Source organism: Paraburkholderia denitrificans, from assembly GCF_042655705.1.
Taxonomy (GTDB): Bacteria; Pseudomonadota; Gammaproteobacteria; order Burkholderiales; family Burkholderiaceae; genus Paraburkholderia; species Paraburkholderia denitrificans.
In genome coordinates this window covers 66,064-87,687 of record NZ_JBHSMP010000013.1, presented here as the reverse complement: position 1 = coordinate 87,687, position 21,624 = coordinate 66,064, and the positions used below count along the sequence as shown (strand labels likewise).

At 67.4% G+C, this 21,624-nt stretch carries 23 protein-coding genes; 9 read left to right on the top strand and 14 right to left on the bottom strand.

Annotated features, from left to right (window positions below):
* The 3 genes from ACFPTO_RS09855 to flgL all read left to right on the top strand — a co-directional run bounded on the left by ACFPTO_RS09855 (position 1) and on the right by flgL (position 4,223).
* Positions 1–759: a flagellar brake protein gene (locus ACFPTO_RS09855; protein ID WP_377711170.1), complete on the top strand. Its 759-nt coding sequence runs from the start codon at positions 1–3 to the stop codon at positions 757–759.
* A gap of 171 nt (positions 760–930) precedes the next feature.
* The gene (gene flgK, locus ACFPTO_RS09850; RefSeq protein WP_377711169.1) at positions 931–2,943 is read left to right on the top strand and encodes a flagellar hook-associated protein FlgK; all 2,013 of its coding nucleotides are present in this window, start codon (positions 931–933) and stop codon (positions 2,941–2,943) included.
* Between the two features lie 11 nt (positions 2,944–2,954).
* Positions 2,955–4,223 (top strand): flagellar hook-associated protein FlgL, encoded by a 1,269-nt coding sequence (flgL, locus tag ACFPTO_RS09845; protein WP_377711168.1) that lies wholly within the window; start codon positions 2,955–2,957, stop codon positions 4,221–4,223.
* Positions 4,224–4,281: 58 nt separating this feature from the next.
* Here the strand turns inward: flgL and fliR are convergent, their stop codons facing one another.
* Genes fliR through fliP form a run of 3 tightly spaced genes read right to left on the bottom strand, consistent with a single transcriptional unit; the run spans position 4,282 to position 6,136 of the window.
* Positions 4,282–5,073: a flagellar biosynthetic protein FliR gene (fliR, locus tag ACFPTO_RS09840; RefSeq protein WP_377711167.1), complete on the bottom strand. Its 792-nt coding sequence runs from the start codon at positions 5,071–5,073 to the stop codon at positions 4,282–4,284.
* A 34-nt stretch (positions 5,074–5,107) separates the two neighbouring features.
* The gene (fliQ, locus tag ACFPTO_RS09835; RefSeq protein WP_377711166.1) at positions 5,108–5,377 is read right to left on the bottom strand and encodes a flagellar biosynthesis protein FliQ; all 270 of its coding nucleotides are present in this window, start codon (positions 5,375–5,377) and stop codon (positions 5,108–5,110) included.
* Between the two features lie 12 nt (positions 5,378–5,389).
* Positions 5,390–6,136, bottom strand: coding sequence for a flagellar type III secretion system pore protein FliP (gene fliP, locus ACFPTO_RS09830; RefSeq protein WP_377711164.1), 747 nt, complete (start codon positions 6,134–6,136; stop codon positions 5,390–5,392).
* Here fliP and ACFPTO_RS09825 point away from each other — a divergent pair.
* Positions 6,135–6,266 carry a hypothetical protein gene (locus ACFPTO_RS09825; protein ID WP_377711163.1) on the top strand — a complete coding sequence of 44 codons (132 nt, stop codon included), beginning with the start codon at positions 6,135–6,137 and terminating at the stop codon, positions 6,264–6,266. The genes fliP and ACFPTO_RS09825 overlap by 2 nt on opposite strands.
* Positions 6,267–6,307: 41 nt before the next feature.
* Here ACFPTO_RS09825 and fliO read toward each other — a convergent pair whose 3' ends face one another.
* From fliO to fliF, 10 genes are all read right to left on the bottom strand, one after another.
* The gene (gene fliO, locus ACFPTO_RS09820; RefSeq protein ID WP_377711162.1) at positions 6,308–6,922 is read right to left on the bottom strand and encodes a flagellar biosynthetic protein FliO; all 615 of its coding nucleotides are present in this window, start codon (positions 6,920–6,922) and stop codon (positions 6,308–6,310) included.
* Complete coding sequence (fliN, locus tag ACFPTO_RS09815) at positions 6,919–7,386, bottom strand: flagellar motor switch protein FliN (protein WP_377711161.1); 468 nt, start codon at positions 7,384–7,386, stop codon at positions 6,919–6,921. The genes fliO and fliN overlap by 4 nt, the downstream gene beginning before the upstream one ends.
* Positions 7,379–8,377: a flagellar motor switch protein FliM gene (gene fliM, locus ACFPTO_RS09810; RefSeq protein ID WP_377711708.1), complete on the bottom strand. Its 999-nt coding sequence runs from the start codon at positions 8,375–8,377 to the stop codon at positions 7,379–7,381. The genes fliN and fliM overlap by 8 nt, the downstream gene beginning before the upstream one ends.
* A 97-nt stretch (positions 8,378–8,474) precedes the next feature.
* Positions 8,475–8,990 carry a flagellar basal body-associated protein FliL gene (gene fliL / locus ACFPTO_RS09805; RefSeq protein ID WP_377711160.1) on the bottom strand — a complete coding sequence of 172 codons (516 nt, stop codon included), beginning with the start codon at positions 8,988–8,990 and terminating at the stop codon, positions 8,475–8,477.
* Positions 8,991–9,430: 440 nt separating this feature from the next.
* Positions 9,431–11,005, bottom strand: coding sequence for a flagellar hook-length control protein FliK (locus ACFPTO_RS09800; RefSeq protein WP_377711159.1), 1,575 nt, complete (start codon positions 11,003–11,005; stop codon positions 9,431–9,433).
* A 26-nt stretch (positions 11,006–11,031) separates the two neighbouring features.
* A complete protein-coding gene (gene fliJ, locus ACFPTO_RS09795) occupies positions 11,032–11,484 on the bottom strand; it encodes a flagellar export protein FliJ (RefSeq protein WP_377711157.1) in 453 nt (150 codons plus the stop codon).
* Entirely contained in the window at positions 11,481–13,148 is a 1,668-nt protein-coding gene (fliI, locus tag ACFPTO_RS09790) for a flagellar protein export ATPase FliI (protein WP_377711707.1), read from the bottom strand. Before fliI ends, fliJ begins: the two co-directional genes overlap by 4 nt.
* On the bottom strand, positions 13,145–13,831 hold the full coding sequence (fliH, locus tag ACFPTO_RS09785; RefSeq protein ID WP_377711155.1) for a flagellar assembly protein FliH: 687 nt from the start codon (positions 13,829–13,831) through the stop codon (positions 13,145–13,147). Before fliH ends, fliI begins: the two co-directional genes overlap by 4 nt.
* The gene (gene fliG, locus ACFPTO_RS09780; RefSeq protein ID WP_377711153.1) at positions 13,824–14,819 is read right to left on the bottom strand and encodes a flagellar motor switch protein FliG; all 996 of its coding nucleotides are present in this window, start codon (positions 14,817–14,819) and stop codon (positions 13,824–13,826) included. The genes fliH and fliG overlap by 8 nt, the downstream gene beginning before the upstream one ends.
* Positions 14,809–16,590 carry a flagellar basal-body MS-ring/collar protein FliF gene (gene fliF / locus ACFPTO_RS09775; RefSeq protein ID WP_377711151.1) on the bottom strand — a complete coding sequence of 594 codons (1,782 nt, stop codon included), beginning with the start codon at positions 16,588–16,590 and terminating at the stop codon, positions 14,809–14,811. The genes fliG and fliF overlap by 11 nt, the downstream gene beginning before the upstream one ends.
* A gap of 334 nt (positions 16,591–16,924) precedes the next feature.
* Between fliF and fliE the strand changes: the two genes are divergently transcribed.
* From fliE to ACFPTO_RS09750, 5 genes are all read left to right on the top strand, one after another.
* Positions 16,925–17,260, top strand: coding sequence for a flagellar hook-basal body complex protein FliE (gene fliE, locus ACFPTO_RS09770; RefSeq protein WP_377711149.1), 336 nt, complete (start codon positions 16,925–16,927; stop codon positions 17,258–17,260).
* A 142-nt stretch (positions 17,261–17,402) separates the two neighbouring features.
* On the top strand, positions 17,403–17,849 hold the full coding sequence (gene fliS / locus ACFPTO_RS09765) for a flagellar export chaperone FliS (RefSeq protein WP_377711148.1): 447 nt from the start codon (positions 17,403–17,405) through the stop codon (positions 17,847–17,849).
* Positions 17,846–18,175 (top strand): flagellar protein FliT, encoded by a 330-nt coding sequence (locus tag ACFPTO_RS09760; RefSeq protein WP_377711147.1) that lies wholly within the window; start codon positions 17,846–17,848, stop codon positions 18,173–18,175. The genes fliS and ACFPTO_RS09760 overlap by 4 nt, the downstream gene beginning before the upstream one ends.
* Positions 18,176–18,251: 76 nt before the next feature.
* A complete protein-coding gene (fliK, locus tag ACFPTO_RS09755) occupies positions 18,252–19,814 on the top strand; it encodes a flagellar hook-length control protein FliK (protein ID WP_377711145.1) in 1,563 nt (520 codons plus the stop codon).
* On the top strand, positions 19,814–20,209 hold the full coding sequence (locus tag ACFPTO_RS09750; RefSeq protein ID WP_377711144.1) for an EscU/YscU/HrcU family type III secretion system export apparatus switch protein: 396 nt from the start codon (positions 19,814–19,816) through the stop codon (positions 20,207–20,209). The genes fliK and ACFPTO_RS09750 overlap by 1 nt, the downstream gene beginning before the upstream one ends.
* On the opposite strand, the gene ACFPTO_RS09745 is transcribed toward ACFPTO_RS09750, so the two are convergent.
* On the bottom strand, positions 20,187–21,620 hold the full coding sequence (locus ACFPTO_RS09745; protein ID WP_377711143.1) for a coniferyl aldehyde dehydrogenase: 1,434 nt from the start codon (positions 21,618–21,620) through the stop codon (positions 20,187–20,189). The genes ACFPTO_RS09750 and ACFPTO_RS09745 overlap by 23 nt on opposite strands.
* Positions 21,621–21,624 lie beyond the last annotated feature (4 nt).

Below are 21,624 nucleotides of genomic sequence, written 5' to 3'. Positions count from 1 at the left end.
ATGAATACCGTTCAGTCGAATCAACAGGAAGAAGTGGGGGGCGAAGAAGACGTCCCCGAATTCGCACGACGCAATCCGCTCGAAGTGGGCGTGCAGTTGCGCAACCTCGTCAATCGCGGGGACTTCCTGACTCTTCAGTACCGCGGGGGGCAGATCGTCACCCGCATCCTCGATGTCGATACGCGAAACCAGACGTTCGTGTTCGACTGGGGCGCGCTCGCCGAGCAGAACGCCAGCGTGCTCAACGCCGATCAATGTGAATTCCATGCGTCGCCCGAGGGCGTGCGGGTGCAGTTCACGACGCGCGCGCCGCAGCGCACCGACTACGAAGGACGGCCCGCGTTCATCGCGTCGTTCCCCGAGGTGCTCTACTACATTCAGCGCCGCGAGTACTTCCGCGTCGATACGCCGGTGATGGATCCGTGCATCTGCCGCGGCGTGCTGCCCGACGATTCGCCTTTCACCTTCGTCGTGCACGACATCTCGCTCGGCGGCGTGGGCCTGCGCACGACCGATCCGCGCGCCGAGGCGATCGGCATGGGCGTGCATATTCCGGACGTCGAACTGGATCTGCGTTCGTACGGCAAGCTGCGCGTGGATCTCGCGCTCGTCGTGCGGCGTTTCATCGACTTGCCGAATGGCGAGCGCCGCTATCACCTCGGCTTTCGCTTCGAACTGCTGCCCGGCTCGACCGAAAACAGCCTCCAGCGCTACATCACGCAACTCGAGATGAAGCGCCGCTCACTCGCGCGCGCCTGACGCCCGCATCAAGGCACGCCGCCGCCGTCCCGGGCGGCGCGCACCTTGACCTCTTCGACGCCAAACGTTTTCCGCGCGTCCAGACACTCAATTTTCGCGACGTCCTGCCGTTATACGGGTAGTCCACCACGCGGCCGCATTGAGGCGGCCGGCGGTTCACGAGGATCACGCATGACCACGAATATCTTTTCGATCGGCTTGAGCGGTTTGCAGGCGGCCCAGATCGGCATTGCGACGTCGAGCGAGAACATCAGCAACTCGACGACCGCCGGCTATAACGTCGAAAGGCCGGACTATGCCGAGTCGAATGGCCAGAACACGGGTTCGGGTTATCTCGGCAACGGCGTCACGACCCAGTCGGTGGAGCGCGCCTACAGCCAGTACCTCACGACGCAGCTGAACAACGCGCAGGCCACCAACAGCTCGATCACGGCTTCGTACACGCTCGCGCAGCAGCTTTCGAATCTCGTCGGCAGCCCGACGTCGGGCATCGCCGCGTCGATCACGTCGTTTTTCTCGGGACTTCAGAACGTCGCGAACTCGCCGAACGACTCGGCGGCGCGTCAGACCGCGCTCTCCGATGCGCAGACGCTCGCCGACCAGATCAACTCCGCCGGCCAGCAGTACAGCCAGATGCGCCAGAGCGTGAATACGCAGCTCTCGGAAGCGGTCACGCAGATCAACACCTACTCGAAGCAGATCGCGGACCTCAACACGCAGATCACCGCTGCGAGCGCGACGGGCCAGCCGCCGAACCAGTTGCTCGACCAGCGCGACCTGGCCGTGGCGAACCTCTCGAAGGTGGTCGGCGTGTCGGTGGTGCAGAACAGCGGCGGCTACAGCGTGTTTCTCGGCAACGGTCAGCCGCTCGTGGTGAGCGCCCAGAACTACAGCCTCACGACGCAGCCTTCGAACAGCAACGGCGCCGAACTGAGCGTGGCCTGGGCCGGCGGCGCGGGATCGAACACCACGCCGCAGCAACTCACGTCCGCCGCGCTGCAGGGCGGCACGCTCGGCGGTCTCGTCTCGTTCGTCACGCAGACGCTCGATCCGGCCGAAGCGAAGCTTGGCGCGATTGCGACCAGTTTCGCGGGGCAGGTCAACGCGCAGAACGCGCTCGGCCTGAACCTCGGCGGCACCGCGGGCATTGCGCTATTCAACGTGAACCCGGCGCTCGTCACCGGCCACGCGACCAACACCGGCAACGGGGTGGTGACGGTGGCGCTCACCAACGCATCGCAGCCGTCGACGGACACCTTCACGCTGGGCTATAGCACGGCTTCGGGCACGGGCACCTACACGCTCACCGACACGACGACGAACCTGTCGTGGACGACCACGACGGCGCCGAGCACGATCACGCCGTTCGCACCGGCGGGCAGCGGCCTGAGCATCACGTCGACGGGCACGATGAACAGCGGCGACGCCTACACGATCCAGCCGACGGGCAACGCGCTCGACAGCTTCTCGCTCGCGACGACCGATCCCGCGGCGATCGCGGCGACGGCGCCCGTGCTGGTGTCGGCGAGCGTCGGCAACACCGGTTCGGGGAGTGTCACAGGCGGCACGGTCACGGCGGGCTATGCGGTGCCCGCGACGCCGTTTACGGTCACCTACAACGCCGCCACGGGCACGCTCACGGGCTTCGCCACCGGCACGACGATCACGTATTCGACGCCGGGCTCGACGACCACTTCCTCGGTGACGATCAACCCGCCTGGCGTGACGGGCGTGCCGTACAACCCGGCCACCGGCAACTCGTACACGATCACCGATCCGACCGACGGCGTGACCAACGTGAGCTTCACGATGACGGGCACGCCCGCCAACAACGACAAGTTCACGATCGTGGCGAACCCCGGCGGCGCGCAGGACGGCCGCAATGCGCTGCTGCTCTCGAACCTCACGTCCAGCACGACGCTCAACGGAACGGCCACGCTCACGAGCGCTTACGCGAGCTACGTGAATTCGATCGGCAACACGGCGACGCTGCTCCAGGCGAACAGCACGTCGCAGCAGTCGCTCGTTTCGCAGATCACCTCGCAGCAGCAGTCCGTGCAGGGGGTGAACATGGACGAAGAGGCCGCGAAGCTGCTTCAGTACCAGCAGCTCTACCAGGCCAACAGCAAGGTCATCCAGACCGCGGCTTCGCTCTTCCAGACCCTGATCGGCATCATCCAGTAAGGCGCTGACCCATGCGTATCGCAACTTCCGAGTTTTACTCCACGAGCCTCGCGACGATGGAGAACCAGCAGTCCCAGCTTCTGCAGATCGAGCAGCAGGTTTCGTCGGGCGTGGCGATCTCGAACCCCGGCGACAATCCACTCGGCGCAGCCCAGGCCGTGCACCTCTCGTCGACGAGCGCGACGCTCACGCAGTACGCGTCGAACCAGAGCACGGCGCTCACGTCGCTGCAGATCGAGGGCACCGCCCTCACCAACATCACGACCACGCTGCAGAGCATCAATTCGATTGCTTCGGAAGCACTCGGCGGCTCGTTGAACGATACGAACCGTGCGGCGCTCGCCAAGCAGATGGAGGGTTACCGCAACGAGCTGCTGTCGTACGCGAACGCCAACGACGGCCAGGGCAACATGCTGTTCTCGGGCTTCCAGAAGACGTCGCAGGTGTTCACCGACACGGCCGGCAAGGGCGCCCAGTACAACGGCGATTCGGGCCAGCGCGTGATTCAGGTGAACGACACGCGGCAGATCGCGATTGGCGACTCGGGCAGCTCGGTGTTCCTGAGCGTGCAGCCGTTGGGCTCGCAGCAAGTCCCGGCGGGCAGCGCGACCAACACCGGCACGGGCGTGATCGGCGCGGTCACGGTGACCGATCCGACGGCGGCCACGAACGGCGACAGCTACTCGATCGGGTTCGCGAACGACCCCGTCACGAACGCCCTGACCTACACCGTCACCGACAACAGCGCCGTTCCGCCGACGACCACGGCGGCTAAACCGTACACGGACGGTGCGGCGATCTCGCTCGGCACCGGCATGAACGTGACCATCTCGGGTACGCCTTCGGGTGTCGTCACGCCGCCCGCCGTCGTGGGAGATTCGTTCACCGTGACGCCGGCCACGGCCGCTGCCAACACCAACGTGTTCACCACGATCGACAACATGATCGCTGCGCTGAACCAGCCGTCGCAGGACAACGCCACGGCCACGGCCACGTACACCAACGCGATGACGACCGGCATGGCCGCGCTCAGCAATTCGCTGTCGAACGTGATCACGATCCAGGCTTCGGTGGGCGGACGCGAACAGGAACTGCAGGCGCTGCAGACCGTGACGTCGAATAACGCGCTGCAGACCACGACGGACCTCCAGACCCTCATGAGCACGAACATGACGGCGGCGATCAGTCAGTACACGCAGGTCCAGAACTCGCTCTCGGCATCGCAGAAGACGTTCGCGCAGACCCAGCAGCTCTCGCTGTTCCAGTACATCAATCCCTGATCCTTGGGCGGGCGCGGCGCGTGCGGCATGCGCGCGCTGCGACTACCGCCGCATGCGCTCAGCCCGCGGGGCGCAGCGCCGCGGCGATGCGGCCCATTTCGTCGATGCCGCTGTCGAACAGGCGTGCGAAGAACGGGATCATGTTCGGCACCATCATGACGATGAGCAGCATGCCGGTCATCATCGTGAGCGCGAAGCCGATCTGGAAGATGCCGATCTGCGGCGCGGCGCGGTTCAGGATGCCGAGCGAGAGATTGGTGATGAGGAGCGCGACCACGACCGGCAGCGCGAGCAGCAGGCCCGAGGCGAACACGACCGAGCCCCAGTTCGCGAGGATGCGCCAGCCCGGCGCGCCGAGGATGTTGGCCGAAATGGGCACCGACTCGAACGATGCGACGAGCGCCGCGAGCATCTGCAGATGGCCGTCGAGGATCAGGAACGTCAGCATCGCGAACATGTTGAGCAGGCTCGAAAGCGCGGACGTATTGGCCGAGGTCTGCGGATCGAAGAAGGTGGCGAAGCCGAGTCCCATGCCGAGCCCCATGATGTCACCCGCCGCGGTCACGGCCGCGAACACCACCTGCATCGTGAAGCCGAGCGCGATGCCGATCAGAAACTGGTTCACGATGATCCACACGCCTTCGGCCGAGAAGACCGTGACGTGCGGCATCGCGCCGAGCGTGGGCGCGACGATCAGCGTGATGAAGCCCGCAAGGCCGATTTTCACGCGCGTTTGCACCACGCGCTGGCCGAGCAAAGGCGCGACCGCGATGAGCGCGAGAATGCGCGTGAACGGCCAGAGGAACGCGGTGAGCCAGCCGTTCAGCTGCGCATAGGTGACCGAGAACATTGCGCGAAAAAACGCGGGCGGCGGCGTGCGCCGCCTAGTTGGCGAGCGACGAAATGCTCGCGAACATGCGGTGCATGTAGTCGAGCATCGTCGTGAGCATCCACGGCCCGGCGATCACGAGCGTCACGAGAATCGCGATGAGCTTCGGGATGAACGAGAGCGTGGATTCGTTGATCTGCGTGGCCGCCTGGAAAAGGCTCACCACGAGACCCACCGTGAGCGACACGAGCAGGAGCGGCGCGGCCAGCATGATCGAGATGAGCATCGCCTCGTGGGCGAGCGTCATGACCGATTCGGGCGTCACAGGCAGTCCTCCTTACACGAAACTCTGCGCGAGCGAGCCGAGCAGCAGTTGCCAGCCGTCGACGAGCACGAACAGCATCAGCTTGAACGGCAGCGATATGGTTGCGGGTGAAACCATCATCATACCCATCGACATCAGCACGCTCGCCACCACCATTTCGATGATCAGGAACGGGATGTAGATCGTAAAACCGATCTGGAAGCCCGTTTTCAGCTCGCTCGTGACGAATGCCGGCACGAGCAGCGTGAGCGGCACGTCCTCGGGGCCCTGCATCGGCGCCGCGTGCGAGATGCGCGCGAAGAGCGCGAGATCCGATTCGCGCGTCTGGCGCAGCATGAACGTCTTGAACGGCGCGACGCCGCGCGAAACCGCCTCGTCCATCGGCAGCGTACCGGCGGAGAAGGGCTTGTAGCCGTCGTTATACGCCTTGTCGAGCACGGGCGACATCACGAACAGCGTCAGAAAGAGCGCGAGGCCCACGAGCACCTGGTTGGGCGGCGTGGTGGTCGTGCCGAGCGCCTGGCGCAACAGCGACAGCACGATGATGATGCGCGTGAAGCTCGTCATCATCAGCACCATCGCGGGCAGGAACGACAGCATCGTGAGCAGCAGCATCGTCTGCACGCTCAGCGTGTACGTCGTTCCGCCGTTCGGGCCGGGGGCCGAATTGAAGGCGGGGAGGCCCGCGGCCTGCGCGTGCGCCACGTGCGGCAGCACGAGCGCCACTACGGCGGCGCCGAGGACCAGCGCGAACGGCATGGCCGATTTCACGAACGATCCGGCGAACAACCTGGTAAATGAGCTGGAGAACAACCTGGCGAATGCGCTGGCAAATGAGCTGGCGAATGACCTGCTGAACGACGGGCGGCGCGCACGGGTGGCCGTCTGAAGCGCACGCCCTTGTGCCGCGTCGAGGGAACTGCTGTCCATTTACTGCGCTCCGCCGTCGTGACGCCTGAATCGTTTACCCGCTTCGCTTTTCAGCGCGTCACGAAAGCGCTGTCCGAAGCCGCCCTGCAGTGCGGGGCCGGGTTGCGCCGCATCCGGCACGGTGCCGGCGGGCATGGTGTGCAGGAGACGCACGTTGCCGGGCGCCGTGCCGAGCACGAGCCAGGTGTCGCCGATCTCGACGACGGACACGCGCTCCTTGCCGCCGAGCGATGCGCCGCCCACCGTCTTCACGAGCGTGCCGCCGGACATGCCGTGCAGGCCGAGCCGGCGCGCGAGCCACGCGCAGCCGAACACGATGCCGATCACGAGCACGAGGCCGAACACGGTTTGCAGCACGGCGCCGAAGCCGAGCGAAGGCACCGCGCTGCCCGCGCCGAGCGCATTGGCCGAAGAAGCGGCCGAAGCGGCGGAGGCGCCCGAAGCGGCGAGGGCGGCGGCCTGGTTCACCGCGTTGAGATCGGCGGCGTGGGCGGCAAGGGGCGACGCCGCGAGCACCATGACGAGCAATGCGGGGAGCACTGCGGCGCATGCGAGCGGCGAAGCGAATGCCTGCGCGGCGCGGCGAACCGCGCCATGCCCTGCCAGCGGGTTCATCGGTTGAGCTTCCGGATCCGCTCGGAGGGCGTGATGATGTCGGTCAGGCGGATGCCGAACTTGTCGTTGACCACCACGACTTCGCCCTGGGCGATGAGGCAGCCGTTCACGAGCACGTCCATCGGCTCGCCCGCGAGACCGTCGAGTTCCACGACCGAGCCCTGCGCGAGCTGAAGCAGGTTGCGGATCGCGATCTTCGTGCGGCCGAGTTCGACGGTCATCTGGACGGGAATGTCCAAAATCATGTCGATGTCGTTGTGCGTCGTGGTCGACGTTACCTTCGAGAGCGGCTGGAATACGCCTGCTGCCTCCGCGGGCTGCGTCGTGGCGACCTCATTGCCGTTCTGTTCGGCGAGCGCGGCCGCCCAGTCGTCGAGCCCCTGCTCCTCGTCGGGCTGCACGGCGGCTCCGGCACCGGTTTCGAGCATCGGCTCGTCTGCGGGCGTGGCGTTCACGTCACTCATCTCTACTTTCCTTCATCGTGTCGGCTGCGCTGATCATTTTCTGGACCCGCAACGCATATTGACCATTGAAAATTCCGTAGCCGCATTCCATCACCGGCACGCCGTCGACCTTGGCGACGATGTGCTCGGGAATGTTGAGCGGCAGCACGTCGCCCGCCCGCATGTTCAGGATCTGCTCGAACGTGATCGGGCACTCGGCGAGATCGGCGGTGAGCTCGACTTCTGCGGCCTGCACCTGCTGCGAGAGCACGCGCACCCAGCGGCGGTCCACGTCGAGCACGTCGCCCTGGATCGGCGAGGACAGCACGTCGCGCATCGGCTCGATCATCGAGTAGGGCAGGCAGATGTGCAGCGTGCCGCCCGTCGGCCCGAATTCGATCGAGAACTGCGTGACGATCACGATCTCGTTGGGCGTGGCAACGTTTGCGAACTGCGTGTGCATTTCGGAGCGCACGAATTCGAAATTCAGCGGCCGCACGCTCTTCCAGGCCGTCGTGTAGTGCTCGAACACGAGGTTGAGCAGCTTGCCGATGATGCGCTGCTCGGTCTGCGTGAAGTCGCGCCCTTCGACGCGCGTATGAAAGCGTCCGTCGCCGCCGAACAGGTTGTCGACCACGAAGAACACGAGGTTCGGGTCGAACACGAACAGCGACGTGCCGCGCAGCGGCTTGACCTGCACGAGGTTCAGGTTCGTCGGGATCGGCAGGTTGCGCGTGAACTCGGCGTACTTCAGTACCCGCACCGGGCCCACCGAAATCTCGGCGGTGCGGCGCATGAAGTTGAAGATGCCGACGCGCAAGAGACGCGCGAAACGCTCGTTGATGATTTCGAGGCCGGGCATCCGGCCGCGCACGATGCGTTCCTGCGTCGCGATGTTGTACGGCCGGACGCCCTTGCTGTCTGAACTGTTCGACTCGTTGTCGACTTCGCCGGTCACGCCCTTGAGGAGGGCATCGACCTCCTCCTGGGACATGAACTCGCTGTGGCCCATGCTCATGATGCGTGGCTCTCCCCGCAGTGGACGCGGCGCGCCGGCACTTCGCGCAGCGTGCGTGGCTGACAGGCTTGCTGGGTCATCGGGTTCACGCTCACTGCACGACGAATTCGGTGAACAGCACGTCGTCGATGCGCATGAAAGGCTCGCGCGGGTCGGACGGCTGGGAGATCAGCACGGAGAGTTCGGTGGCGAGCGCGCGCTTGCCGTCGAGCGTCGCGAGATCGGCAGGCTTCTTGGCCGACAGCGCGAGCAGCACGCGGCTGCGGATCTCGGGCGTGTGATCCTTGAGCGTGTCCTGGGTCGCCTGGTTGGGCACCTTCAGCGTGAGGCCGATGCGCAGGTAATGCGCGTCGCCGTCGTCCGACTGCAGGTTCACGGTCATCGGGTCGAGCACGAAATACACGGGCGTCGGCGATGCCGCGACGGTCGCGGCGCTGGCGGTAGCCGCAGTCGCACCTGCGCCGTGTCCTTGCATGACGAACCACACACCTCCTGCGGCGGCGCCTGCGGCGAAGATCGCGATGAGGGCGGGGGCAAGATAGCGCTTCATTGGGCCTGGTTTCTCGCTTTCTGTTGCGGCTTGCTTGGATGCGGTCGTTGTCGCCATGTCAGTTGAGCGCCTGCTGTACGTGCATAGGGGCCGTTAATTCCGGTAGCTTGCATTGTTCTGGCTTTTGCCTTGCGGCGATGGGGGGAATAGAAGGGGGATTTGCGGCTATCTCGTGCTTTTGTTGTGCAACGTGCGCAAGCCTTCGATGAGGCATGCGCACGTCGTTGCGCGTGCAAGGCGCCGATTGTGCACAAGGCCGGTGAATTTCTTATTGATGGCGCCTGGCGGCGGGTGTGCGACCGACGGCATCGGCGGCAAGGGGGGCTGAAGTTGCCTGAGGGTGCCCGAGGGGGCCTGAAGATGCCGGGCGAAGCGGCGCGCGCAGGGCGGGCCGCTTCACTGGCTCATTTCATGGGCTAACCGCACGGGCTAACCCCGCAGGCCAACTCGCGGGTTTGCCGTGTTGCGCGCGCCGTGAGGCGCCGCATCAGGCAAATTCAGGCAAATGTATCGATCAGGCCGACGCTGCGTTGCGTGACGGTCGTCGTGGCTGCGGCGACGGTGCTGTCGGCCGCATCGTCGCTCGTGCTTGCCGTCCTCGAGCCGCGGTTGCTGCCGCTTTCCTGCTGCGCCTGCTGGTTCATCTGCCGTGCGAAGCCGTCGCTCACGCTCGCGCTGCCAAGGCCGATGCCGTTTTGCTCCATCGCCTCGCGCAGCTTCGGCAGCGCCGCCTCGACGGCGTCGCGCACCTGCTGGTGCTGCGAGACGAAGAGTGCGTGCGCGTGGCTGTCCGCGACCTGGAGCACCACCTGCAGCGGGCCGAGATCCTTCGGATTCAGCGTGAGCTGGGCGCTCGACTCGTGTGCGTTCGAAAGGAACACGACTTTCTGGCTGAGTGCATCTTCCCAGTCGGCCGTGCCCACTTGCGGTGCGAGGGCCGTTGCGCCCGCCGACGACGATGCCGCGACGGTCGATGCTCCTGCGGTCGCCTGGCTTTGCGCCGCTGCGGCCGCTGCCGCCTGGGCGGCGACGAGCGCATCGGGTGTGCTCTGGCCCGCGCTGGCAGCGGCGGCTGCCGGGTCCTGCAGCGCCTGTGCCACTGCCGCTGCTGTGGCCGTGTCGTTCGTCGGGGCCGCGGCCGTCTTGTCGCTGGCCAGGGCGGCGGCGTTCTCGCCCGCGCCCTTGACTGCCGTGTGGGTCGCGAGGTGCGAGGCGAAGTTGCTTGCCGCGCCGGAGGACGGCGTGAGGGAAGCGCTCGGGTGCGTGTTCAGGCTCGTGGCGGTGCTCGCCGTCGTGCTTGCCGGTGTAGTCGTCGCGGCGGCGTGTCCCCCCGCTGCGGCCGAGCCGTCGCGCAGTGCGGCGAACGCGGCCTGCAGTGCGTCGCGCACCGATTTCGGGTTGCCCGAGGTGCCGGCGCCTGCTGCCGCGTTGCCCGCAGCGGTCGCAGCCGTACGGGCCGCGGTAGCTGCCGTCGTGGCGGCGAGGTCCGCAAGCGCGGCATTGGCGCTGGCCTGCGCGCTGGTGGCATCGCCGACGGCGGCCTGGCCCTGCCCCTGCGCTTGAGCCTGCATCTGAGCCTGCATCTGCATCTGCAACTGCATCTGCGCCTGCACGGCCGCGGCTGCAGCTTGTGCGCCCGCGGCATCGGTCTGGTTCTGATCGGGGCTGGCGCTGCCGCTTTGCTGCTGGCCGCTGCTCGATGCCTGTTGCGCGCCATGCGAATGCGAGGTCGAGCCCGACGACTGCGCCGTCTGGCTCGACGAACTGGCCGTCTGCTGGCTCGCCGCCGCGCTTTGCTGCGCGTTGGCGCTGTTGTGGAAGCCGCTGTTGCTGTTGACACTGTTGTTCACGCTGCTGGCGGCGCTCGCAAGCGCGGTGCTGACCGGCGGCACGGACGCGCTCGCCGCCGGTTGCGGCAGCGGGGCGATCTGCACGGGCGTTTGCGCGTTGATGCTTTGCTGAAGCGTCTGCGCGAAGCTCTGGCCGGCCTGCTCGTCCTGACTCGCGGACGTAGCCGCCGCCGCGTCCCCGAGGCTCCCGAGCAGTGCGCTGATTCCGGTAAGTATCGACATGCTTGCGGTCTCGAAAAATTGTGCTGTTACAGATGTTGCGGCGCGCGCATGCGCAGGATGCGCGCGGCGTATTCATCGGAGTCGCGCTGCTCGCGACGCGCTTCCTTGCGCGCCGCAACCTGATCCTGGCGCGTCTGCAGGACTTCGTACGAGCCGAGCTTCTGCTTGCAGCGCTGCCATTCGGGCTTCGCGGCTTCGACACGCACGGTGGCCTGGTCGAGCATGCGCCGCTGCTGGTTGATCGCCGCATCGAGCGTGTCGATGAACGCCTGGAAGTTGCGCACGTTGCCCGCCGCCATGCCCTGGCGTGCTGATTCCGTGAAACGCGTATGGTACTCGTCCCGGTACGTAATGAGTGCCTGAAGCTGCTTTTCGACTTCGCCGCGCTCGCGCTGCAGGCGCCCGAGCCGCTGCGTGGCAGTGTCGACTTCGTCCTGAGCGAGTCCGATCAGGGTTTGCAGCGGTGTGGGGTTCGTCATGTCCTGGCTCCTTGCCCGTTGGCCTGCCCGAGAAGTGTCCCGAGTGCCTGGAGGCTTGCCTGATAGCTCGCGGTTTCGCGAAAGCCTTGCTGGAGGAACGCTTCGATGCGCGGATACAGCGAAATGGCGCGGTCGAGCACCGCGTCGCGGCCGCTCACGTACGCGCCGACGTTGATGAGGTCGCGGTTGCGCTGATAGCGCGAAAGCATCTGCTTGAACTGGCGCGTGCAATTCAGATGCTGGTCGTCGATCAGCGCGGTCATCGCGCGGCTGATCGAGGCTTCGATGTCGATGGCCGGATAGTGGCCCGCTTCAGCCAGCGTGCGCGAGAGCACGATGTGGCCGTCGAGAATCGCGCGCGCGGCGTCGGCGATCGGGTCCTGCTGGTCGTCGCCTTCGGTGAGCACCGTGTAGAACGCGGTGATCGAGCCGCCGCCCGCCGGGCCGTTGCCCGTGCGCTCGACGAGCGCGGGCAGGCGCGCGAAGACCGAAGGCGGATAGCCTTTGGTCGCGGGCGGCTCGCCGATGGCGAGCGCGATTTCGCGCTGCGCCATCGCGTAGCGCGTGAGCGAATCCATGAGCAGCAGCACATGCTTGCCCTGGTCGCGGAAATATTCGGCGAGCGTCGTGGCGTAGGCGGCGCCCTGCATGCGCAGCAGCGGCGAGACGTCGGCCGGCGCGGCCACCACGACCGAGCGTGCGAGCCCGTCGGGCCCGAGAATCTGCTCGATGAATTCCTTGACTTCGCGGCCCCGCTCGCCGATCAGGCCGATCACGATCACCTCGGCGCTCGTTGCGCGCGCCATCGTGCCGAGCAGCACCGATTTGCCGACGCCCGAGCCCGCGAAAAGACCCATGCGCTGGCCGCGCCCGACCGTGAGCAGCGCGTTGATCGCGCGCACGCCGACGTCGAGCACGTGGTGGATCGGCTCGCGGTTGAGCGGGTTGAGCGAGGCGGCGGTGAGCGGCGCATCGGCTTCGGTCGCGAGCGCACCGAGTCCGTCGAGCGGCTTGCCCGAGGCGTCCACCACGCGGCCGAGCATGCCCCAGCCGACCGGCAGGCGCTTCGCGCCCGACATCGGATCGGCGATGGGCGCGGCTTCGAGCGGCCACACGCGCGCGCCGGGCAACAGGCCCGCCACTTCGGTGGTCGGCATCAGGAACAGCTTGTCGCCGCCGAAGCCCACCACTTCGGCTTCGGCCATCGGCAGCGTGCTGCCGGGCGGCAACTCGATCATCACTTCCGCGCCCACCGAAAGACGCAGGCCCACGGCTTCGAGCACGAGGCCCGCCGCGCGCGTGAGGCGCCCGCATGCGCGCAGCGGCAGCGCGCGCGCGTTGCGCTCGCGCACGCCTTCGAGAAACGTGTTCCACGCCTGCAGATGCTCGTTCGCGGGATCGTAGTGCGGCGGCGGTGTGTAGTCGGCAAACGCGGGGGCAAAAGCGGAGGCAGAGGCGCTCGCATCGGCGCTCGCTTCGCTGTCGGCGTGTTCTGGTTCGTCCGTGATTTGTCCGGCAGCCGGGACATGCGCCACGAGGTCCGCCCGGACCTCGGCGGGCTGCGCCGCGTCGTGCGCGAGCGGGCCGAACGACGCGAGCGCGAGCTCCTGTTCGAGCGCCGTGAGGCCGCCCGTGTGGATCGTCCCGGCCGCCGGCGGCGTCACCATGGCCGTACCTTGCCGAGTGCAGCGGCCACGCGCTCCCAGCGCGAGCCCACGGTCGCGTCCACTTCGCCGGTCGCGGCCTGCGCGCGGCAGCCGCCGCGCTCCAGCGCCGGGTCGGTGCGCACGGTCCAGCCGCGTGTCTGGAGTTCTTCCTGCAGATAGGCTTCGACCACCGGCAGATCGGCCGGGCTCACCACGAGCTGCGGTGCGCCCGCGAGCGCGGGTTCGGCGGCGAGCACTTCGCGCGCCACGGCGAGAAGCGTGGTCGGATCGTGCTGGACCTGCTGGCGCACGACCTGCTGCGCGATGTCGAGCGCGAGTTCGACGAGCGTTTCGGCCACGCCGGCCTGCACGGTCGTCAATGCTTCGCCAAAGCGCTGCGCGACGAGCGCGAGCTGCAAGGCCAGCGCACGCGCGTCGGCGAGACCCTGTTCGAAACCCTGCTTGTGGCCCTGCTCGTGACCGGCCTGGTAGCCGAGCGCCTGGCCCGAGACGTGGCCCGAAGCCAGACCTTGCGCGTGCGCTTCGTCGCGCAGGCGCTGCAGCTCGGCGATGAGCGCGGCCGCTTCGTCGGGCGACGGCGGAGGAGGCGGCGGCGGCGGGGGCGGCGGCGGATCGAACGACGCCATCTCCCAGCGCCGGTACGCCGTGCCCTTCAGCTTGGCCGACACGTCGTCAGACATACGCATCTTCCGCCTTGCCGCCGATCACGATCTGACCGCTTTCGGCCAGATTGCGCACGATCTGGAGGATCTGACGCTGCTGCGCCTCGACTTCCGAGACGCGTACCGGACCGCGTGCGTCGAGGTCTTCGGCGAGCAGTTCGGCCGCGCGCTGCGACATGTTCGAGAGGAACTTCTGGCGCAGCGGGGGCGGTGCGCCCTTGAGCGAGATGATGAGCGACTCCGACTCGACTTCCTTGAGCAGCAGCTGGATCGCGCGGTCTTCGAGGTCGAGCAGGTTTTCGAACACGAACATCTGGTCGATGATCTTCTGCGCGAGTTCGGCGTCGTACTGGCGCACGTTTTCGAGCACGCCTTCCTCGAACTGCGCCGGCATGAAGTTGAGAATTTCGGCTGCCGTGCGGATGCCGCCCATCGGGCTGCGCTTGAGGTTGTCGCTGCCCGAGAGCAGGCCCGTGAGCACGTCGTCGAGTTCGCGCAGCGCGGCGGGCTGGATGCCGTCGAGCGTCGCGATACGCAGCAGCACGTCGTTGCGCAGACGCTCCGTGAAGCACCCGACGATCTCGGAAGCCTGGTCGCGGTCGAGGTGCACGAGGATCGTCGCGATGATCTGCGGATGCTCGTTCTTGATGAGCTCGGCCACCGAACTCGAATCCATCCACTTGAGCCCTTCGATGCCGCTCGTATCGCCGCCCTGCAGGATACGGTCGATGATCGCACCGGCCTTGTCCTCGCCGAGCGCCTTGTTCAGCACGTTGCGGATGTAGTCGTTCGAGTCGAGCGAGAACGCCGTGTGCTGCTCGGCTTCCTTCACGAACTCCTGCAGTACGGCTTCGATCTCTTCGCGCTTGACGTTCTTGAGCGACGCCATGGCGGCGCCGATCTTCTGCACTTCGCGCGGTCCGAGGAACTTGAAGACCTCGGCGGCCTCTTCCTCGCCGATCGACATCAGCAGCAATGCACTCTTGACAGCACCTTCAGCGCTCATCGTTCACCCAGGTTTTGACGACGGTTGCGACGATCTTCGGATCCTGGCGCGCGATCGTGCGCGCGTAGTCCAGATTCCGCTCGAACCGGAGTTTCTCGCTTTCGAAGGCGGCCAGCGCGGCGTCGTTTTCCGTATCCTCGACCGGCGGCGGCGGGAGGCCGTCCAGCAGCAGCGGCTCGCTGTCCAGGCTCGCCGGCAGGAGCGGGGCGGGCGGCTCCGGCGGCGGGAACGCGCGGCGCAGCGCCGGCTTCACCATCCAGAAGTACAGGACCGCCGCCACCGCTGCGATGCCGAGCCACAGTGCGATCTGCTTGGCGAGCGCAACGATGTCCGGCTGGCGCCACCACGGCAGGTTCGCATACGGATCGGCTTCGGTCTGGAACGCGGCGTTCACCACGTTGATCGAGTCGCCGCGCTTCGCGTCGTATCCCATCGCGTCCTTCACGAGCTGTTCGACTTGCGCGAGCTTCTGCGCGTCGAGCGGCTGCATGGTCGCATGGCCCTTCGCGTCGACCTTCGGCTGATAGTTGACGATCACCGCCACCGAAAGCCGCTTGATGTCGCCCGGCGCCTGCTGGTAGTGGCGCACGGTCTTGTCGAGCTCGTAGTTGGTCGTCGTGTCGCGATGGTCCGAAACCGGCGTCGTGGCGGGCTGGCCGCTCGCGCCGGCCGGCGCGCTGACCGGCGCCGAAGCGGGCTGCGGCGGCTGGTTCGACAGCGCGCCCGGCACGCCCGAGGCGCCGCCTTGCTGCAGTTCCTGCGCGATGCTCTGCTGCTGGCTGCGGATCGCGGCCTGCTGCGGGCTGCCGTTCGGGCCGTACGCTTCGGAGGTCTGTTCGAGCTTCGAGAAGTCGATGTCGGCGCTCACCTGGGCGCGCGCGTTGCCCGAGCCGAAGAGCGGCGCGAGGATCGCATCGATGCGCGCCTGCGTGTCGCGCTCGATCTGGCGCACGTACTTGATCTGGGTGGCGTCGAGCCCGGCGCTCGCGGCGTTCTGCGTGAGCAGGTTGCCGTCCTGGTCGACCACCGTGACGTTGTGCGCGGTCAGATCGGGCACGGCCGAGGCGACCATGTGCGTGATCGAGGCGACCTGGCCTTCGTCGAGCATGCGGCCCGGGTAGAGATTCACGAGCACCGAGGCGGTGGGCGCCTCGTGCTCGCGCACGAACACGGAGGGCTTCGGAATCGCCAGATGCACGCGCGCCGTCTTCACGCTCGCGATCGATTCAATCGTTTGCTCCAGCTCGCCCTCTAGCGACCGCTGATAGTTCACCTGCTCCGCGAACTGGCTGATGCCGAACTTCTGGTTGTCCATCAGCTCGAAGCCGACCGAGCCGTTCTTCGGCAAACCCTGGGTGGCGAGCCGCAGGCGCATTTCGTTGACCTGGTCCGTGGGCACGAGAATCGTGCCGCCGCCGTTGCTGAGCTTGTAGGGAACGTTTGCAGCCTGCAACGCGGTGATGATCGCGCCGCCGTCGCGGTCCGACAGGTTGCTGTAGAGCACCTTATAGTCGGGCGCGCGCGACCACAGCACGAGCGCGGCCACCACGGCAAGCAGCACGGCGACGGCGAAGATCAGCGGCGCACGCGGGTTGCCGCGCATGGCGCGCAGCGACGGCAGCGCGCCAAAGCGCTGCGCGAATCCGCTCGCGCCGCCGAGGTCGTCAGCGGCGCCCGGCTGCGCGGCGCCGGCGGCGCCCGCCGCGGCAGCGCCGGTGGCGAGGCCCACGCGGGCGTCGGGGTTGATCAAAGAGTTGGCTGACGAATCCATGCGTCGGGTTTCTCCGGGAGGCCTTCAGCGTCCGCCGCTCCGCACTGCGGCACAGGCTCGGGCCGCCCCGGCGCAAGCGCTTCCCGGGAACGGTTCCGGCCCGGCGCGGCGCGCTGGCGACAGAGACTTTCACGCTAGGGATTATCCGCAGGCGCGCGCAAGCCGATTGCGCGAATAGAGCCGGGTTTCCCCCCTAGTTTCGGCGGTCTCGCCGATGCCCCGCTGCTATTCTGTGCACCAGTCTCGGCGGCCTGTGCGTGCGCCGGGCGCAGCGGGCGGCGCAACCATGCTTCGCGCAGGCCCCTCGCGTCACTTTCCTTACTGTGGAGCAATCATGTCCTTGCCAGTATCTCCGCTCACGTCCGCACTCGCGCAGATGCAGTCGATGGCGACGCAGGCGGCCAGCGGGCCGAGCGCTGCCGACCAGGCCTCGGGCGCCGCGACGGCAGGCGGGTTCGCAGCGGCGCTCAAGTCGTCGCTCGACAAGATCAGCGGCGACCAGCAGAAAGCCGTGGGCGAGTCGCAGGCGTTCGAACTGGGCGCGAACAACGTCTCGCTGAACGACGTGATGGTCGACATGCAGAAGGCGAACGTCGGCTTCCAGTTCGGGCTGCAGGTGCGCAACAAGCTCGTTTCTGCGTACACCGACATCATGTCGATCCAGGTCTGATTTCAGGCGGATTGCCGCGCATGCAGCGCTAAAGCTTCTCCCACAACCTTCCGATAACCCGGCTATGGCCGGCAGGCGCTTCTCGGCGCCGCACGCCGGATGCAACCGTATTCACAGCCGCAAGTATCGAGGAGAAGCACCCATGTTTTCGTCTTCACGCTCTGGAGCCAACGCGTACGCACACGTGGGGGTCACGACTGGAGTCATGGGTGCAAGTCCGCACAAGCTCATCGCGATGCTGTACGAAGGCGCGCGCAAGGCGGTGGCGCAGGCGCGCATGCACCTGCAGATGGGGAATGTCGCGGGGCGTGGCGAGGCGATCGGCAAGGCAATCCAGATTGTCGAAAGCGGGCTTCAGCAGGCTTTGAACATGGAGGCGGGCGGGGAAATCGCACAGCGTCTGAATGCGCTGTACGACTACATCGCGCGCCGCCTGCTGGAAGCGAATATTAAACAGAGCGAGCCCATGCTGGTCGAGGTCGACGGCCTGCTGGCGACGCTCGAGGAAGCCTGGCTGGGCATAGGGCCGGAAGCCGACCGGCTGGCTGGAGCGCCTGGCGCTCCGGGCGCCGGTCCAATGATGAGATGACGAACGCAGACTACTTCGCCCGCTACGAAGCGATAGCGGCAGTCTCAGAGCGGATGCTCTGCGCAGCACGCGGTGCGCACTGGGACGATCTGATCGATCTCCAGGAGGAGTATCGCCACCTCGTCGACGCGCTCAAGGCCGCGGACGGCGGCACGCAGCTGTCCACGCACGAGCGCGCGCGCAAGTTCGAGTTGATCCGCCAGATCCTCGCCGACGACGCGGCGATCCGCGAGCTGGCGAGCCCGTGCATGACGCGCCTCGCGGCGCTCTTTGCCGGCAGGACGCGCCCCGGGCGGGTGTTGCAGGAACTCTACGGCGTGCGCTAGGCGCGCCGTGCCCGATCGACATTGATACCTGGGCGGAGCGCGACGCGCGCGACGACCCGCCGGCCTCGGGGAATGCATGAACGGAATCGACACGGGAAGCGCCGCGCTCGTCGCGAACCGCTCGAGCGCGCTCAATCCGGTGGGCTCGCAAGGCAGCACGGGCGCGACGCAGACGGGTGTATCGGCGCTTGCGACCGGCACGCCGACGCTGCCCGATGCGGTCACGGGCGCCACGCCGCAGGCCTCGGCGCAAACCGTACTCTCGGCTGTGGCGCTTACGCTCGACGCGATTATCCGTTCGGGCGGCGAAGCGACGCCCGCGGTGGTCGGCAACGCGCCGGTCTGGAGCGATCCGGGCGCCGCGACGCAGGCCGGGGCGGGTGCGTTGCCGGGTTCGGTCACATTTCCGGGCGCGGCTGATTCTGCCGCGCAGGCTGCGCTGATCGAAGCCGAGCTACTCGCTGGCGACGCTGCCGCACTGACACAAACCGATACGCAATGGGGCGTGAACGGCAATCCAGCCGGTTCCAGCACGGCGGACGCCGCGCAGGCCGCCACGACCGCAGGCGCGCAAAACGGCCCGGCGGCTTCCGCTGCTGCGTCCAGCCAGTCCAGTGCGGCTACGGCGGCCAGCCAGGCCGCGGCGGCAACCCCAGTTGCCGCGCTTGCCGCGGCGCTCGCGCAGACCGTCACGGACAGCGGCCTCTTTTACGAATCCCATCTCGCGCAATGGCTGCAAGGCCAGCGCACGCCCGCGTCGCTCGCCGCCGAGCCGCAGAACCGGCTCGTCGACGGCGCCGCCCAGTTGCCGCACGACTGGAGCCTCGCCGCAAGCGACGCAGACGACGTGTTCTGGACCGAAACGCTCGCAGCGGGGGCGCGCGAGCCGCAGGCGGGCAGCGCGAACGCGTCGCTCGCCCGCAATACGGCCGCCCAGACCGGCCCGGCCGCGCTCGCGACGAATGCCGCGCTCGTGCGGGCGAACGGCGCGCTTTCCGAAGCCGCGCTTTTGCCTGCGTTGTTGCCTGCATCGTCGCCCGCGTCGCACGACGCGCAGGCAGCAAGCGCTTCGATTCATCCAGCCGTGATTCCGCTCGTGCGGCAACAGCTCGATCTGCTGGCGACCGGCGAATTCCGCTGGACCGGCGAGGCCTGGGCGGGCGTGCGCCTCGACTGGAGCATCCAGCAGGACCGCGTCGATGCGCGCGATCCGCGCCACGGCGCAGCCGATCCCGACGACGCGCAGTGGCGCACGCGGCTCACGCTTGCGCTGCCGTCGCTCGGCACCGTCGATGCCGAGCTGACGCTCACCGGCCAGTCGCTCGCCGTGCGGGTTCAGGCGAACCCGGACGGCGCGTCGCGCCTGGTTCAAGGCGGCAATGCGTTGAAGGGCCGACTCGAAGCGCTCGGTCTCGCGCTCACGGGATTCTCGATTCGCGAAGTCGGCAGCGGTGCAACGGGTTCTGCCGAAGCCGCGAAAGCCGCGAGCGCGTATGCGCGCGCCGCTGCGCAAGAGGTTCAAGAGGCACAGGCGGCTCAAGCAGCACAGGCTGCCCAGGCGGCTGCGCAGGCCCGTCCGGCGGAGCCGCAGGCGAGCGCGGCTGTCGCGGGCGCAGGCTATCTCGACTGGGATCTGTAATGAGCCGCATGCATCGCAAGAGCGCCGCCGCGCTCGCCTACGACGCCCCTGCCGCCGACGGCGCACCGCGCGTCGTCGCTAAGGGCTACGGCCTCGTCGCGGACATGATCATTCAGCGCGCAAAGGAAGCAGGCCTCTACGTGCACGAGTCGCCGGAGATGATGTCGCTGCTGATGCAGGTCGATCTCGACTCGAAGATTCCGCCCCAGCTCTACCAGGCCGTGGCCGAACTGCTCGCGTGGCTGCATCAGCTCGAAGCTGTCAGCAGCGCGCCGCCGCCCGCGCCCGATTCTGCCCCCCAATCCGCCGCCGCCGCGCCGGATCGCGCCGCCGCGCAGCGGCGCTTGTCGCCGTTCCTGTCGCTTCCGCCGCTCAGAACTTCATCATCAGATTGACCAGGAAGCGGAAGATCCGGCCGTAGGGCGGCGCGATCAGCCCGCGCGCGTTGAGCCGCGCCTGCGTGAACACCGGCTTCAGCTTCGAAAAGGTCGCGAAACCCTCGTAGCCGTGATACGCGCCCATGCCGCTTGCGCCGACGCCGCCGAACGGCAGGCCCTCGGCGGCGATGTGCATCAGCGTCTCGTTCACCGACATGCCGCCCGCGATCGTCTCGCGCGTCACGCGCTCGATGGTGCGTGCGTCGTCGGCGTAGAGGTAGAGCGCGAGCGGGCGCGCGCGCGAATTCACGTAGCGCAGCGCCTCGTCGAGCGTGTCGTAGGGCACGAGCGGCAGGAGCGGCCCGAAGATCTCCTCCTGCATGAGCGCCGTGTTCGCCGGTGCATTCGTCACGATCACGGGCGCCATGCGCCGCGTCGTCGCGTCCTGGCCACCGAGCTGGCCACCGAGCGGATGCAGTTGCGCACCCGCCGCCAGTGCCTCGTCGGCGATGCGCACGAGCCGCCCGAAATGGCGCGCCGAGATGATCGACGTGTAATCGCGGTTGTTGAGGAAGTCGGGATAAAGCTGCGCGAAGCGCGTGCGGGCGCGCTCGATGAACGCCGCCTCCTGGCCGCGCGGCAGCAGCACGTAGTCGGGCGCGATGCAGGTTTGACCCGCGTTGAGCGTCTTGCCGAGCAGGAGGCTGTCGACCGCGTAGTCGAAACGCGCGTGCTCGCCGATCAGCGCGGGTGATTTGCCGCCGAGTTCCAGCGTCACGGGCGTCAGATTGGCCGACGCCGCGCGCATGACCTCGTGGCCGATGCGCGTCGAGCCGGTGAACAGCAGATGGTCGAACGGCAGCGCCGTGAACGCGGCGCCGACCGACGCGTCGCCGTTGACCACGGCGACGTGGTCGCGCGAGAAGGTCTTTTCGATGAGGGCTTCGAAGAGCGCCGAGGTACGCGGCGTCAACTCCGGCATCTTGATCATCGCGCGGTTGCCCGCCGCGAGCGCGCAGACGAGCGGCCCCGCGCCGAGCAGCAGCGGATAGTTCCACGGCACGACGATGCCCGCGACGCCGAGCGGCTGCGGCACGATTCTCGCGCGCCCGGGCCGCAGCCATTTGCCGACGCTGCGGCGCTGCGGCTTCATCCAGCGCGCGCCGTGCCTGAGCGCGCCATCGATCTCCTGCTTGAGCACGACGAATTCCGAAAGCGTGATCTCGGCTTTCGAGCGTTGGCCGAAGTCGGCGTTCATCGCTTCGGCCAGTGCATCGCGATTGTCGAAGAGCATGGCGCGCAACGCCCTCAGGTGGCGTGCGCGCACCTCCCACGCCGGGAACGGCTCGCGCAGGAACGCGTCGCGCTGCACGTCGAGCAGGGCAGCGAGGGGATCGCGCGAGACGGATTCGGGCAGATCCTGCTTCATGGCC